The sequence below is a fragment of the Sulfitobacter sp. DSM 110093 genome (genome assembly GCF_022788715.1).
Taxonomy (GTDB): domain Bacteria; phylum Pseudomonadota; class Alphaproteobacteria; order Rhodobacterales; family Rhodobacteraceae; genus Sulfitobacter.
Genome location: NZ_CP085167.1, coordinates 3,009,239 through 3,024,641 on the forward strand (window position 1 = coordinate 3,009,239; position 15,403 = coordinate 3,024,641).

Genomic DNA, 15,403 nt, shown 5'->3' on the forward strand with positions numbered 1-15,403 from the left:
CTTACTTGTGCTTCACGATCTCGCCCGAACGCAGCCGTGCAACATAGCTGTTCAACTCGCGCTTCACGATCGGCATCAGGAAGTAGAGCGCAATGATGTTCACAATCGCCATGGAGAAGAGCATCGCATCGCTGAAGTCGATCACCGGCCCAAGGCTCGCCGCCGCACCAATCACGATGAAGACGCAGAAGATGATCTTAAAGATCAACTCCTTCACCGCCCCTTCGCCGAACAGGTAGGTCCAAGCCTTCAGGCCATAGTAGGACCAGCTGATCATCGTCGAGAAGGCAAAGAGCACCACCGCGATCATCAGCAAAATCGGGAACCACGAGAACGCCCGCGCATAGGCAGCCGAAGTCAGCGCCACGCCACTCACGTCACCTTCGGTTGCGATCCGGCCCGCTTCTTCGTTCCAGATATAAAGCCCGGTTGCAGGGTCTTGGTTCAACACGCCGCTGATAACGATCACCAAAGCAGTCATCGTGCAGATCACCACCGTATCGATGAACGGCTCCAGCAAGGCGACATAGCCCTCGGTTACCGGCTCTTTGGTACGCACCGCCGAGTGGGCGATGGCCGCAGAACCGATGCCTGCTTCGTTAGAGAACGCCGCCCGACGGAAACCTTGAATCAACGCGCCGGTAAAGCCGCCTACGACACCGAGACCGGTAAAGGCGCCCATGAAGATCTGACCAAAGGCCCAACCGATCATGTCCCAGTTGATGATCAGGATCAGGAACGACACCAGCACATAGAAGACCCCCATGAAGGGCACGACTTTCTCAGTCACCCGCGCGATGGATTTCAGACCGCCCGCGATCACGGCAAAGGTGACACCGGCAAGGATGACGCCCGTAATCCAACCCGGATAGTCACCCAAGACGCCTGCAAGCTGCGCATGGGCTTGGTTAGCTTGGAACATGTTGCCGCCGCCAAGTGCGCCGAGGATGGTGAAGATCGAGAACAGCACCGCCATGAAGCCACCCAGCGGCAGGCCGCGCTCGGAAAAGCCTTTGACGATGTAATACATCGGCCCGCCTGAGACATGGCCGTCGGGAAACTCATTACGGTATTTCACACCCAACGTACATTCGGTGAACTTTGTCGCCATGCCGAAGAGGCCCGCAACCACCATCCAGAATGTCGCGCCCGGCCCACCGATGCTGACCGCAACCGCAACGCCCGCGATATTGCCCAGCCCCACGGTGCCCGAAAGCGCGGTCGCCAAAGCCTGAAAGTGGCTTACTTCGCCCGCATCGTCAGGGTCGGAATAATCGCCCCGCACCAGTTGGATCGAATGCCAAAATCCTTTGAGCTGGATGGCCCCGAAATAAACGGTGAAAACCACCGCGCCCACAACCAACCAAAGCGCGATCCACGAGAAATTCGTACCCGGCAGCGGGGCGAAAATGAAGGAAACATACCAACCGGTGTAATCGGCAAAAATCTGGTTAATACGCTCGTCGAAGCCGACAGCCTCTTGCGCAGCGGCAAGGCTCGGCAGCAATGACGCGAAAACGGCCATCACATAGGTATACAGCTTGTTCATGGCTTATCCTTTCAGGGAATAATCGTGACCGGCACGCTGGAGCCTGCGACCAATCGGCCCGTCACCCCACCAAAGAGCCGCTTGAGGCCCCGCTCACCGACGCGGCCAACAACGATCTGGATCGCTCCGCGCTTTTTGGCGACACCTTCAAGGATATCGGCCACGTCGCCGTGCCGCACGATCCCCTCGACCTCAATACCGCTGGCCTTCGCCTCTGCCACCGCCGGATCAAGCACCACGTCATGCGCGCGCTGCAACTCTTGCTCGCGCCGCATGTGGCGCTGCTCGTTCTCTTCCTTGGTCTGAAAGGTGAAAGGCGACCATTCGATCACAAAGCAAACCGTGATCGAACAATCCCCGATCTGTTTGGCCTGAGCCTGAGCAAAGGCCAAAGCACGCGCGCCGGCCTCTGACCCGTCCAGACCCACAACGATTGTGGATTTTGACATGATTAATTCCCTGTTGCTGTGCTGAAAGTCGACGCCCGCGAAAGGTGAACTCCGCTCTCAGTCTTCCTACTCTGCGCTGGCCAGAAATCGCCGCCCAATCGCAGATTGTAGAAATGTTAGCGCGAAAACCGCAGAAAAGTCGACTGAATTTCGCTCTCTGGCTTTGCAGATCGCCCGCCAAACCATTGTAAAACCGCCCAATCGCCCTCTGCCCTGCGTCATGGGGTCAACCACGGGGCAGATTTCGCAAGGCTCCGCCGGGCGATTGATTCAAGATATACAGAGTGTTTGATATTGCCCCGCACGGACGATACTGCACTTCAAACCCCAAATCGCGTTTCGAGGATTCTCCAAATGGCTGCCTATCAATACGTCTATCACATGTCCGGCGTCTCCAAGACCTATCCCGGGGGCAAGAAGACATTCGAAAATATCCACCTGAACTTCTTGCCCGGCGTGAAGATCGGTGTCGTTGGCGTCAACGGCGCGGGTAAATCCACCCTGCTCAAGATTATGGCTGGGCTCGACAAAGATTTCACCGGCGAAGCATGGGCCGCAGAGGGTGCCAAAGTCGGCTACCTGCCGCAGGAACCCAAGCTCGACCCGACCAAGACCGTGCGCGAGAACGTCATGGAAGGTGTCGCCGGGAAAAAGGCGATCCTTGATCGCTATAACGAGCTGGCGATGAATTACTCGGACGAAACCGCCGAAGAGATGGCCAAGCTGCAAGACGACATCGACGCCCAAGACCTTTGGGACCTCGACAGCCAGATCGACGTGTCGATGGAAGCGCTGCGCTGCCCGCCCGATGACGCGATGCCGGAAAACCTCTCGGGCGGTGAGGCCCGCCGCGTGGCGCTGTGCAAACTGCTGCTCGAAGCGCCCGACATGCTGCTGCTCGATGAACCGACCAACCACCTCGACGCGGAAACCATCGCGTGGCTGCAACAGCACCTGATCGACTACAAGGGCACGATCCTTGCCGTCACTCACGACCGTTACTTCCTTGATGACATTACCAGCTGGATTCTCGAATTGGACCGTGGCCGCGGCATCCCCTACGAGGGCAACTATTCCGACTGGCTGGAGCAAAAGGCCAAGCGCCTGGGCCAAGAGGCCCGCGAAGACAAATCCAAGCAAAAGACGCTTGAGCGCGAACTTGAATGGATGCGGCAAGGGGCCAAAGCACGTCAGGCGAAATCCAAAGCGCGTATCGCCGCCTATAACGAAATGGCCGAAACCTCCGAGCGCGAGAAACTCAGCCGCGCCCAGATTGTTATCCCCAATGGCCCGCGCCTGGGCAACAAGGTGATCGAGGTCGAAGGACTGAAGAAGCACATGGGCGATAAGCAGTTGATCGACGGGCTCGACTTCTCGCTGCCGCCCGGCGGTATCGTTGGTGTGATTGGCCCCAACGGCGCGGGTAAATCGACGCTGTTCAAAATGCTCACCGGGCATGAAACACCAGACGAAGGCACCATCGAATACGGTGATACGGTCGATCTCAGCTATGTCGACCAAAGCCGCGATGATCTGAACCACGACGACACCGTTTGGCAGGCGATCACCGGCGGGGCCGAGATCATCAAGCTGGGTGACGCCGAGGTGAACTCCCGCGCCTATTGCTCGTCGTTCAACTTTAAGGGCGGCGATCAGCAAAAGAAAGTCGGCCTGCTGTCGGGCGGTGAACGTAACCGCGTACATATGGCGCGGCTGCTCAAAGAAGGCGGCAACGTCCTGCTACTCGATGAACCGACCAACGATCTTGACGTCGAAACCCTCCGTGCGCTCGAAGATGCGCTGGTCGATTTCGCTGGCTGTGCCGTGGTGATTTCGCACGACCGCTTTTTCCTTGATCGTATCTGTACCCATATCATGGCCTTCGAAGGCGAAGCGCATGTGGAATGGTTCGAAGGCAACTTCGAAGATTACGAAGAAGACAAGAAGCGCCGTCTGGGTGCCGATGCGCTTGAGCCGAAGCGCCTGAAACACAAAAAATTCGCGCGCTAAACAGCGCGACTGGCATGAGAAAGGGGCGACGGTTGACCGTCGCCCCTTTTTTTGTGCGTTATATGTTGGCCTGCCAACCTAGGGCAATACAGGCATCCCCCCCACCCAACGCAAAAGCCCGCCCGCAAAGCGGACGGGCCTAGCATCCCTGAGAACGAGCAGAGCCCTCAGCGATCGTCGTCGATTGCGGTTTCTAGCTGGGCAAAGAGATTGTCTTCGTCGTGCCGCGCCAGACCATGGAGCGGGTCCCAGCTTTGCAGATATTCGCGCAGCTTGTTGCTGGCGGAAAGCCCCGACCAGAGGCGCTGCTCGGTCACGGAATGCACCTGCAACGACGGGGCCAGCCCGCCATTCATGCCTTTGCCATCCCAACTGCTCTCCAGATGCTCAAGCATCCGTTCGGCCATGGTGGCGGTGTTCAAACGTGCGCGGCTCATCACCACACCGATGAAACGGCCACTGCCCGCATAGGCCAGATGAAAACGCATACCTTCCAGCGAATGAACCGACGCACGGGCCACCTGTTCCATTTGACGGCGGAAGGCAGGTGCCTTGACCGCGCGATAGATACCGCGCGCGCCCTCAACAGAGATAGAGAACAGGCTCATCGAGAAACAACCGCTGGGCAGCCGCAGCAGGTAATTCTCCAACGCGGAAACATTGCTACAGGACGAAACATCAAGCTCAAAATCTTCGTCAAAGCGGATCTTCATCATCTGCGCCAGCTCGGACAGCGTATGTTGCGCCTCACGTTCGCGTAAAAGCGAGGCATTCAACATGCTTGCGGCATTGATCCGCGCGCTCAACTCAACCCCGTCCAGCGGTTTGCACAGAAAATCCGTCGCCCCCGCATCAAAGGCCCGCTGCATCATCGCAGGCTCTTTGCTGGCGGTGATCATAATGATCGGCACAGCCCGATAGGATGGCACATCGCGGATCATCTCACACAGGCTGATCCCGTTGATGCCGGGCATCATGATGTCCAACAGGAAGGAGTCGAACGGCTGGTTGCTCTGCTGCATGATTTCAAGCGCATCTTCCGAGCTTTCGCAGCAGGTCAGCTCGTAATTGTCATTTTCAGTCAGACATCCCGTAAGGAGGTCAAGGATGACCGGGTCATCGTCTACAGCAAGGATACGCATCATGTCTCATTACTCCGCATGAGGGGGCGCTGGCAGGCGCTCTTGGGGCTTTCCGGCAGAAAACCACCTACGCCGGGCAGCAATGAGACAGGTTTTAGGCAAACTCGAGACGGGCATTTTCAACCTATTCCCAATAAAATATAGAGATAATGAAATTTCGTGGCAGGAATTTGCCGATAATTGCGACGCTTTTACCGCCATTACAGCCAGATACGTGTTGCCCCTTGAACGAATCCCCTCCCGATGCAATATAGGCAGTGCAGACGTTATCTTTTTCGACCCACTGTCTCCCTCATACGGCGCTCAGTCTATCGATCCAGACCAACAACGCCGGGCCATCGCACTTAAGCGGATGGCATAAATATGGAGACTACGGATATGGCCACTGGCACCGTAAAATGGTTCAACACAACTAAAGGCTTCGGCTTTATTGCTCCCGATGGCGGCAGCAAAGACGTTTTCGTTCACATTTCCGCTGTTGAGCGCGCTGGCCTGACCGGCCTGGCCGACAACCAGAAAGTGACCTTCGACATCGAAGCAGGCCGTGACGGCCGCGAGTCCGCGACAAACATCGCGCTGGCCTAATGGCCGGGGGCTTCGGCCCTGACCCAAGAATTTTAACCGACCTGCTGGCAACGGCAGGTCGGTTTTTTTATGTCCAGCCTTGCTAAAATATGCCTCCGTGGCAGAATGCACGGCAAAATAATGATCCCAAAATGGAGCCTGCCATGCGCCGCCGTACTTTTCTGACCAGCACTGTGGCAGCCGCCACCCTCCCCCTAATGGCGCAGGCCCGCACCGCCGCCTATGATCCAAAGCCGCAGATCGTACCGGTTAAGAGTCAATATGCACCGGGCCAGTTACTGATCCTGCCGCGCAGCCATTACCTATATTTCGTGACCGCCCCCGGTCAGGCGATGCGCTACGGCGTGGGTGTCGGCAAGGCGGGACTAGAGTTCACAGGCACCGCAACCATTGACGTGAAAAAAGAATGGCCCACATGGCGACCGACCAATGAAATGATCGAGCGCGAGCCGCAGGCGTACCAACGTTTCATCGGCAATACCGACGCCCAGCCCGGCGGGCCCGGCAACCCACTTGGTGCGCGGGCGCTGTACCTGTTCCAGAACGGGCGCGACACGTATTTCCGCATTCATGGCACGACGCAGCCGAACTCAATCGGGCGTTCGGTTTCCAACGGTTGTATTCGCATGTTGAATGAACATGTGGTCGACCTGTACCAACGCGTGCCGATTGGGACCAAGGTTACGGTGCTCTGAAGCCCATCTGTAACCACTCAGCGCGGAAACAAACCGCAGGCGCCGGGCCATTCCCTGCCCGCCCGTCACGCCAAATTGGGCGCACCTCTGGTGCGAGCGGGTAGGCGCAGGCCCTTGGTATAAACGAAAAAGGGGCCAGCGCACTGCGCCAGCCCCTCCCCTGTCATCGTCAGAAAACCTTACTGAAGCGCTTGGTCCGTGATGTCGTGGGTCCAAGCCCCCTCAGGCGCTTTGGTGATCATGCCACCTTCCATGGTGATTTCCGCGCTACGGTCGAACGCAGCTTCATCCAAACGGCCATCGCTGCCCATTGTCAGCTTGGCGATCTCGCCCATCATCCGGGTCTGATGCTTTTCAGTCTGCGCACCGGTCTGGTCATTCTCCAACACAATCTCGGCGGCTTCCTCGACGTTTTCCTCGGCGTATTTCCAGCCCTTCATCGAAGCCCGCACAAACCGCGCCAACTTGTCGGTCATCTCAGGATCTGCAAGATTTTCTTCGGTGGTATAAAGACCGTCTTCCAGCGTCGAAATGCCTTCGTCTTCGTATTTGAAGACCACCAAATCCTCAGGTGTCAGCCCGGCGTCGATCACCTGCCAATATTCGTTGTAGGTCATGGTGGTGGCGCATTCGACTTGCTTTTGCAGCAGCGGATCAACGTTAAAGTTGATCTTTTGAATGGTCACACCACCGTCTGAACCGTCAGTCGAATAGCCCAACTTGCCCATCCAGCTGAGCAGCGGAATCTCATTGCCGAAGAACCATGTACCGAGCGTGTTGCCGGGGAAGTCTTCGGGGCTCTCGATACCGTGCTCTTTGAGGCAGGTCAGCATCAGGCCAGATTTAGCAAACGGCTGTGCGATGTTCACAATCGGCGCACCCTTTTCCCGTGCGGCCAATGCTGAGGGCAGCCAATCAACCATCACATCCGCACCACCGCCCAGCAGCACCTGCACCGGCGCGATATCGGGACCGCCCGGCTTGATCGTGACGTTCAACCCTTCTTCCTCATAGAACCCTTTGTCCTTGGCCACATAGTAGCCCCCGAACTGAGCCTGCGTGACCCATTTAAGTTGCAAGGTCAGGTCATCCGCCGCCTGCGCCATCCCGCCCCAAAGGCCCAAGGCGACCCCTGCGGTGATCTTCGTGATATTTTTCATCATTATTCTCCCTCTTGGTTGGTCGTTGTTCAGCTTCGTTGACTGGGGTGCCAGAAGGTCACCCGGCCCTCGACCAGGGCCATAATACCATAGAACGCCGATCCGGCGATCGCCGCCACGACAATCTCGGCCCAGACGAGGTCTAGGGCAAGCTGTCCGACCGAAGTAGAGATGCGGAACCCCATGCCAAGCACCGGAGAGCCGAAAAATTCAGCAACAATGGCCCCGATCAGCGCCAGCGTGGTGCCGATCTTCAACCCGTTGAAGACAAAGGGCATCGCCGCAGGCAGGCGCAGTTTCAGCAGCGTCCGCCAATAGCCCGCCGCATAGGTGCGCATCAGGTCACGTTGCATGGAATCGCTGGCCTGCAACCCCTGCACCGTGTTCACCAGCATCGGGAAGAACACCATCACCACGACAATCGCCGCCTTGGATTGCCAACCAAAACCGAACCACATCACCATGATCGGTGCCATGCCGATGATCGGCAGGGCCGCGACGAAATTGCCCACGGGAAGCAGACCGCGCTGAAGAAAAGGAAAGCGGTCAATCGCCAGCGCCGTCAGGAACGCCGCGCCGCAGCCGATGATATAACCACTCAGCGCGCCCTTGATGACGGTCTGTACAAAATCGACCCACAGAATGTCTAACGAGGTCGCGAACCGCGCAGCGATCACCGAAGGCGCAGGCAGCAGCACTTGGTTGATGTCAAAGCCGCGCACTACCCCTTCCCAAACCGCGATAAGCGTCAAGCCAAAGACAATAGGCGAAGCGAGCGCCGCCCAGCGGGACGGCTTCTGCCGCGCCAGCCAGACGTTAATCGAAAGGCCCACCAGCCAAGCGACGATGGCGAAAAGAACCCAGCTCATCATGCCATTCCCATCCGTTTCAGGGTGACACGCTGGATCAACCCGATCAGCCCAACCATCACCGCCGCCAAGGCCGCCGCCATAAGAAGCGCGCTCCAAATCTGGACCGTTTGCCCATAATAGCTGCCCGCCAATAGCCGTGCGCCCAATCCGGCCACAGCGCCTGTCGGCATCTCGCCCACAATGGCACCAACCAGAGAGGCCGCGACCCCAACCTTCAGCGAGGTAAAGAAATACGGCATCGAAGACGGCAGCCGCAGCTTCCAAAACGTCTGCCAGCCGCTGGCGTGCCATGTGCGCATCTGGTCCAGCTGCATCTGATCCGGGCTGCGCAGCCCTTTGACCATGCCCACAACGACCGGGAAAAACGATAGATACATGCTGATGATCGCCTTAGGCAGCAGGCCCGAGAGGCCCACGGCATTCAAAACCACGATGATCATCGGCGCGATGGCCAAGATCGGGATGGTCTGGCTGGCAATCACCCAAGGCATCATCGACATGTCCATGGTGCGGTTAAACACGATACCGACCGCCAGAAGCGTGCCAAGTGCTGTGCCCATGACAAAACCAAGGAAGGTCGCGCTAAAGGTGACCCATGTGTGATAGACCAGCGAGCGTTTCGACGTGACCTTCTTCATCACCGTGGTTTCCCACAGTTCGGCACCGACCTGATGCGGCGCCGGCAGCTTGGGCTTGTCTTGCGACCACGTGTCGGCCACCAATTCCGAGAATGTCAGCGTCTTGTCGGCCCGCGCTGCCACATCCCGCGCCCATTGCGCGTTGAGCGCGACGGCTGCGCCGTACCAAACGACGATCAACAGCCCCACGACCGTTAGAATGGGGAAAATGTTACGCATCAATCGTCCCCATGCCCGGCGCGCAGCCCCTCACGGACGCGATGCGCGATCTCTAGAAATTCAGGGCTTTCGCGGATTTCCAAGGGGCGTTCACGCGGCAGCGGGCTTTCGATCACATCCGCGATCCTACCGGGTCGCGGGCTCATCACCACGATCTTGGTCGACAGATAGACCGCTTCGGGGATCGAATGGGTGACGAAAGCGATGGTCTTTTCCGTCCGCGCCCAGAGCTTCAGCAGTTGCTCGTTGAGGTGGTCGCGCACGATCTCATCCAACGCGCCAAAGGGTTCGTCCATCAGCAAGATATCGGCGTCGAACGACAACGCCCGTGCGATGGAGGCGCGCTGCTGCATCCCACCCGACAATTGCCAAGGAAATTTCTTTTCAAACCCGCTGAGTTCCACCAGTTCCAGCACCCGCTGCACCCGCTCGGCCTGCTCAGCGCGGGGGATGCCCATGATCTCCAACGGCAAACGGATGTTGCCGCCGATGGTGCGCCACGGATAAAGCCCCGCCGCCTGGAACACATAACCGTAAGCCCGCGATTTGCGCGCTTCGGCGGGCGAGACACCGTTGATGGTGACCTGCCCGCCGGTGGGCTGTTCAAGGTCGGCCATAACCCGCAAAAAGGTCGTCTTGCCACAGCCCGAGGGGCCAATAAAGCTGACGAAATCCCCCTTATGGATCTCAAGGTTCACGTCTTTCAACGCATGAACCGGCCCGTCGTTGGTCTGAAAGGTCAGATCTAGATTGCTGGCGCTGATCACGCTCTGGCTGTCATTCACGTATTTTACTTCCCTGTTGGTCGGCCGCTTTTAACGCGGCACTTTACCTGATTGTCGTGGCGGTTTTACATCGCTCAAATCCCCGCCGGAATGTTCAGCGGATCGCGCTTGATCATCTTGGGGCTGTTGAGCTCCTTCCACTTGCTGAGCGCGACGTTGGCGCTCGGGAAGGCTGGTCGCGGCACGAAACGGCCGCGACCAGGTTGCGGCTGGCTGTTTTGACCCCAAGCCCAGATCACCTCACCGCGGCTGAGGGTATAGCGGCTCTGCGCCTTGACCTCGAACCCTTCAAAGACGTTGTAATCAAGGATGGAGTGGTGGTTTGCAGGGCTGATCGTCTTGGTGATCTTCGGATCCCAGACCACGATATCGGCATCCGCCCCTTCGACGATCGCACCCTTCTTCGGGTAGATGTTGAGGATCTTGGCGATATTGGTCGAGGTCGCGGCAACGAATTCATTGGGCGTAAGCCGCCCCGTCTCTACCCCTTCGGTCCAGAGCACGGCCAGACGTTCTTCCAGCCCGTTTGAGCCGTTGGGAATGATCCGGAAATCATCGCGGCCCGCGCGCTTTTGCTCTGTGCTGAAGGCCGCGTGGTCCGTTGCCACCACCTGCAAACTGCCTGACTGCAAGCCTGCCCAAAGGCTGTCTTGGTGGTCTTTCGAGCGGAACGGCGGCGACATGACGCGGCGCGCGGCGTGGTCCCAATCTTTGTTGAAATACTCGGACTCGTCCAGCGTCAGGAATTGGATCAGCGGTTCCCCGTAAACCCGCATCCCCTTCTGCCGCGCCCGACGGATCGCCTCATGGGTCTGCTCGCAGGAGACATGCACGATATAGAGCGGCACACCTGCCGTGTCTGCGATGGTGATGGCGCGGTTTGCCGCCTCGCCCTCCAGTTCAGGCGGGCGCGAATAGGCGTGGCCCTCTGGCCCGGTGATGCCCTGATCGAAGTACTTCTGCTGCAACTCGGCCACCAGATTGCCGTTCTCAGCATGGACCATCGGCAACGCACCCAGTTCCGCACAGCGCTTGAACGACGCGAACATCTCGTCATCTTCGATCATCAACGCGCCTTTGTAGGCCATGAAGTGCTTAAAGCTGTTCACCCCCATGTCGACCGCGTCTTTCATCTCGTTAAAGACGTTTTCGTCCCAGCCGGTGACCGCCATATGATAACCGATGTCGCTACAGATCTGCGGCGCGGATTTGCGGTGCCATTCGTTGATCGCGTTCTTGATGCTGCCATCGGCGCCAGGCAGGCAGAAATCGACCACCATCGTCGTGCCACCACAGGCCGCCGCCCATGTGCCGGTCTCGAAAGTCTCGGCGGCGGTCGTCCCCATGAAAGGCATCTCTAGGTGCGTATGCGGGTCGATCCCGCCGGGGATCACATAGGCGCCCTCGGCGTCGATATATTCGTCACCCTTCAGGTCTTCGCCGATCTGCTTGATCTTCTCGCCCTCGATCAGGACATCGGCTTTCCATGTGCGGTCCGCCGTGCAGACCATGCCACCTTTGATTACCTTGCTCATCGTCTTCTCCCCATCTTTTCTGGCAATTCACGTCGGGGGGCCGGGGCTGCACCCCAGACCTCCGCCCGCGTGTTCAGCCCTCTATTTCCGCTGTCTCCAGCACCGCATGGAGCAGCACATCCGCCCCCGCCTTGGCCCAATCCTTGGTGATCTCTTCGGCCTCGTTGTGGCTTAGGCCATCGACGCAGGGGCACATCACCATCGCCGTGGGTGCAACCCGGTTGATCCAGCAGGCGTCATGCCCCGCCCCCGAAATCAGGTTCATATGGCTGTAGCCCAACCGCTCGGCGGCGTTGCGCACTGCGGTGACGCAGCCCTCGTCAAAGGTCACAGGGTCAAAGCCGCCAACCTCTTCAAATTCGATCTGCAACTCCATGTCATCCGCGATCTTCTGCGCATCGACCCGCAGTCGCTTGCCCATATCCTCGATCACGGTCAAATCGGGTGAGCGGAAATCCACGGTAAAGATCGCCTTGCCGGGGATCACGTTGCGCGAGTTTGGATAGACCTCGATATGGCCCGCGGCCCCCACTGCATGGGGCGCGTGGCTCAGCGCGATTTCGTTCACCTTTTCCAGCACCCGCGCCATGCCCAGCCCCGCGTCCCGGCGCATCGGCATGGGGGTAGAACCGGTGTGGCTGTCCTTGCCGGTGATCGTCACCTGCGTCCAGCTAAGCCCCTGCCCGTGGGTGACGACGCCGATATCCTTGCCTTCGGCCTCCAAAATCGGGCCTTGTTCGATGTGCAATTCAAAGAAAGCATGCATCTTGCGCGCGCCCACTTCCTCGTCGCCCTTCCAGCCGATGCGTTGCAACTCATCGCCAAAGGTTTTGCCTTCGGCGTCGGTGCGCTCATAAGCCCAGTCCTGCGTATGAATGCCAGCAAAAACCCCCGACGACAGCATCGCGGGGGCGTAACGGGTGCCTTCTTCGTTGGTGAAGTTGGTCACGACGATCGGGTGTTTGGTCTTGATGCCCAGATCGTTCATCGTGCGGATGATCTCCAATCCGCCGAGCACGCCGAGGATGCCATCGTATTTCCCGCCCGTGGGCTGGGTGTCGAGGTGGCTGCCCACATAGACCGGCAGCGCATCGGGGTCGGTGCCCTGCCGCTGGGCGAACATATTGCCCATCTGGTCAAGACCCATGGTGCAGCCCGCAGCTTCGCACCACCTTTGGAAAAGGGCGCGGCCTTCGGCGTCTTCGTCCGTCAGCGTCTGGCGGTTGTTGCCCCCCGCCACGCCGGGGCCGATCTTGGCCATTTCCATCAAGGAATCCCACAGACGGTCGGGATCAATCTTGAGGTTCTCTCCGGGCGCGGGCATAGGTCACTCCTCTGTCATCGGCTTGGGCCGTGTTGTTTTTTTACCATTTGGTAAATCCACGATTGCGATTAGGTTAGGCTCTGTCAAGAACTGGTTTGAAACAACCCACCGCCGACCCGGCAAACGCCTTTTTTAGCAGCACCAAGGATCATTGCCTTGCCCGAAAGCACCGCCAAGAAACCCAGTCGCATCCAAAGACGCAACCGCCGGGTGATTCTGGATGCCGCGCTCGAAGTCTTCTCGAAACATGGCTACCGGGGCGCCACGCTGGATCAGATCGCCGCCGAGGCTGGGCTGAGCAAACCGAATATTCTCTATTACTTCAATGGCAAAGAAGACATTCACGTCACTTTGCTGTCGCAGCTTATGGAAACATGGCTTGACCCGCTGGTGGAACTGGACCCCGAAGGCGACCCCCGGCGCGAGATCTTGGACTATGTCGAACGCAAGCTGACCATGTCGCGCGAATTGCCGCGCGAGAGCCGCCTTTTCGCCAATGAAATTCTGCAAGGTGCGCCCCGGATCGAGCCGGAGTTGCACAGCCATCTCAAACCCCTGTTCGACGAGAAATGCGCCGTGATCGCGGGCTGGGTGGCGGCGGGCAAACTGCCCCGACTGGACCCGCAGCACCTTATATTCTCGATCTGGGCGACGACGCAGCACTACGCGGATTTCGAGGCGCAGGCGCAGATCCTGCTCGGACCCGAGACCGATCCCCGCCCCCGCGCGCAGGCGCATCTTCAGGCGATGTTTGGCGCGCTGTTGGACCTGCCGGAGCAGTAAACGCGCCGTTAACGATAACCCGAACTTGCGGGCTGCATTTTACGATCTGTTAGAACTTCCGCCCCAAATTGGGTGCGGGTGTGGGCTCCTTCAGATGAATGGGGCAGTGATGAATGTAGGGTTGTCAGGCAGCTTGGCGGCTGCAAATAAAGAGGTGTGTTCTGATGAAACAACAAAGGGCCGAACCGTCACGCGCGATCAAATGGCGCGGGATGCAGCCTTGGCGCTGATAGAAGCGCGGCGCAATGTGGGACAGATGACCCGGACACAACGCGAGGCAACCGCCGCCCCAGCGCTCAGGAAATCCTGAGGCCAGAGCGGCGGCTTTTCCTTTACTCTGCCGGCTCAACCGCTTTGGCAGAAGGGTTGTTGGGATGCGTGGTCCAGTTAGCGTAATCCGGGGTCACCGTCTTGCCGGTGCGCAAGTCCGTGGCCCCCACCGCCAATTCTTCCATCGAGATACAGTCTTCGACTGGGCAGACATTGACGCAAAGGTTACAGGCCACACATTCTTCGTCGATCACGGAAAACGTCCGGTCCTCCGACATGGCGATGGCTTGGTGGCTGGTATCTTCACAGGCGGCAAAGCACCGGCCACAGGAAATGCACAAATCCTGATCGATCTTCGCCTTGGCGACGTAGTTCAGGTTCAACTGGTTCCAGTCGGTGACATTCGGCACCGCGCGGCCCACAAGCTCATCGACCGAGGTCATGCCCTTCTCGTCCATATACTCCGACAGGCCCGAGATCATCTCTTGGACCACCTTGAAGCCATAGGTCATTGCCGCCGTGCAGACCTGCACGTTGCCCGCGCCGAGGGCCAGAAACTCCGCCGCGTCGCGCCACGTTGTGACGCCGCCGATACCACTGATTGGCAGGCCGTGGGTCTCGGGGTTGCGGGCAATCTCGGCCACCATGTTGAGCGCGATCGGCTTCACCGCCGGGCCGCAATAGCCGCCATGGGTGCCCTTGCCGTCGATCATCGGTTCTGGCGCAAAGAGGTCCAGATCGACCGAAGTGATCGAGTTGATCGTGTTGATCAGGCTCACCGCATCCGCGCCGCCGCGTTTGGCGGCCTCGGCAGGATAAAGCACATTGGTGATATTCGGCGTCAGCTTCACGATCACTGGCATGCGGGTGTACATCTTGCACCAGCGGGTGACCATTTCGATATATTCCGGCACCTGCCCCACGGCAGACCCCATGCCGCGCTCGGCCATGCCATGCGGACAACCAAAGTTCAGCTCGATCCCGTCCGCGCCGGTCTCTTCCACATGCGGCAGGATCGCTTTCCACGCTTCCTCCTCGCAAGGCACCATGATCGAGGCGATGAGCGCGCGGTCGGGATAGTCGCGTTTGACCGCTTTCATCTCGCGCAGGTTCACTTCCAGCGGGCGGTCGGTGATGAGCTCAATGTTGTTCAGCCCCAGAAGCCGCCGGTCCGCGCCATAGATCGCGCCATAGCGCGGGCCGTTGACGTTAACCACCGGCGGGCCTTCCATGCCGAGGGTCTTCCAAACCACCCCGCCCCAGCCCGCCTCATAGGCGCGGCGCACGTTGTATTCCTTGTCCGTCGGCGGGGCAGAGGCCAGCCAGAACGGGTTGGGGGATTTGATCCCGATAAATTCGCTTCTCAGATCAGCCATGTTATGTCTCC

The 15,403-nt window shown here is 58.8% G+C and carries 14 protein-coding genes; 4 read left to right on the forward strand and 10 right to left on the reverse strand.

The genetic code is table 11. The features are described from left to right. Position 1: 1 nt before the first annotated feature. Both DSM110093_RS14650 and DSM110093_RS14655 read right to left on the reverse strand, forming a co-directional pair. Positions 2-1,549: an alanine/glycine:cation symporter family protein gene (locus tag DSM110093_RS14650; protein ID WP_243265778.1), complete on the reverse strand. Its 1,548-nt coding sequence runs from the start codon at positions 1,547-1,549 to the stop codon at positions 2-4. Positions 1,550-1,560: 11 nt separating this feature from the next. Beyond that, a complete protein-coding gene (locus DSM110093_RS14655; RefSeq protein ID WP_243261487.1) occupies positions 1,561-1,998 on the reverse strand; it encodes a universal stress protein in 438 nt (145 codons plus the stop codon). A 354-nt stretch (positions 1,999-2,352) separates the two neighbouring features. Between DSM110093_RS14655 and ettA the strand changes: the two genes are divergently transcribed. Continuing rightward, the gene (gene ettA / locus DSM110093_RS14660) at positions 2,353-4,008 is read left to right on the forward strand and encodes an energy-dependent translational throttle protein EttA (RefSeq protein WP_243265779.1); all 1,656 of its coding nucleotides are present in this window, start codon (positions 2,353-2,355) and stop codon (positions 4,006-4,008) included. A 167-nt stretch (positions 4,009-4,175) separates the two neighbouring features. On the opposite strand, the gene DSM110093_RS14665 is transcribed toward ettA, so the two are convergent. Beyond that, on the reverse strand, positions 4,176-5,153 hold the full coding sequence (locus DSM110093_RS14665) for a response regulator (protein WP_243261489.1): 978 nt from the start codon (positions 5,151-5,153) through the stop codon (positions 4,176-4,178). A gap of 375 nt (positions 5,154-5,528) precedes the next feature. Between DSM110093_RS14665 and DSM110093_RS14670 the strand changes: the two genes are divergently transcribed. Both DSM110093_RS14670 and DSM110093_RS14675 read left to right on the forward strand, forming a co-directional pair. Then, positions 5,529-5,735, forward strand: a complete 207-nt coding sequence (locus DSM110093_RS14670; RefSeq protein WP_007117950.1) for a cold-shock protein — start codon at positions 5,529-5,531, stop codon at positions 5,733-5,735. Between the two features lie 143 nt (positions 5,736-5,878). Beyond that, the gene (locus DSM110093_RS14675; RefSeq protein WP_243265780.1) at positions 5,879-6,430 is read left to right on the forward strand and encodes a L,D-transpeptidase; all 552 of its coding nucleotides are present in this window, start codon (positions 5,879-5,881) and stop codon (positions 6,428-6,430) included. Between the two features lie 179 nt (positions 6,431-6,609). Here the strand turns inward: DSM110093_RS14675 and DSM110093_RS14680 are convergent, their stop codons facing one another. From DSM110093_RS14680 to DSM110093_RS14705, 6 genes are all read right to left on the reverse strand, one after another. Then, positions 6,610-7,590 (reverse strand): ABC transporter substrate-binding protein, encoded by a 981-nt coding sequence (locus DSM110093_RS14680; RefSeq protein WP_243265781.1) that lies wholly within the window; start codon positions 7,588-7,590, stop codon positions 6,610-6,612. Positions 7,591-7,619: 29 nt separating this feature from the next. Further along, positions 7,620-8,459, reverse strand: coding sequence for an ABC transporter permease (locus DSM110093_RS14685; protein ID WP_243265782.1), 840 nt, complete (start codon positions 8,457-8,459; stop codon positions 7,620-7,622). Beyond that, entirely contained in the window at positions 8,459-9,319 is an 861-nt protein-coding gene (locus tag DSM110093_RS14690) for an ABC transporter permease (protein ID WP_243265783.1), read from the reverse strand. The genes DSM110093_RS14685 and DSM110093_RS14690 overlap by 1 nt, the downstream gene beginning before the upstream one ends. After that, the gene (locus DSM110093_RS14695) at positions 9,319-10,104 is read right to left on the reverse strand and encodes an ABC transporter ATP-binding protein (RefSeq protein WP_243265784.1); all 786 of its coding nucleotides are present in this window, start codon (positions 10,102-10,104) and stop codon (positions 9,319-9,321) included. The genes DSM110093_RS14690 and DSM110093_RS14695 overlap by 1 nt, the downstream gene beginning before the upstream one ends. A gap of 74 nt (positions 10,105-10,178) precedes the next feature. Then, the gene (gene hydA / locus DSM110093_RS14700) at positions 10,179-11,639 is read right to left on the reverse strand and encodes a dihydropyrimidinase (RefSeq protein ID WP_243265785.1); all 1,461 of its coding nucleotides are present in this window, start codon (positions 11,637-11,639) and stop codon (positions 10,179-10,181) included. Positions 11,640-11,712: 73 nt separating this feature from the next. Further along, complete coding sequence (locus DSM110093_RS14705) at positions 11,713-12,963, reverse strand: Zn-dependent hydrolase (protein WP_243265786.1); 1,251 nt, start codon at positions 12,961-12,963, stop codon at positions 11,713-11,715. A gap of 156 nt (positions 12,964-13,119) precedes the next feature. On the opposite strand from DSM110093_RS14705, the gene DSM110093_RS14710 reads away from it, so the two are divergent. Further along, a complete protein-coding gene (locus tag DSM110093_RS14710) occupies positions 13,120-13,746 on the forward strand; it encodes a TetR family transcriptional regulator C-terminal domain-containing protein (protein ID WP_243265787.1) in 627 nt (208 codons plus the stop codon). A 332-nt stretch (positions 13,747-14,078) separates the two neighbouring features. Here the strand turns inward: DSM110093_RS14710 and preA are convergent, their stop codons facing one another. Next, positions 14,079-15,392 (reverse strand): NAD-dependent dihydropyrimidine dehydrogenase subunit PreA, encoded by a 1,314-nt coding sequence (preA, locus tag DSM110093_RS14715; protein WP_243265788.1) that lies wholly within the window; start codon positions 15,390-15,392, stop codon positions 14,079-14,081. Positions 15,393-15,403: the final 11 nt, after the last annotated feature.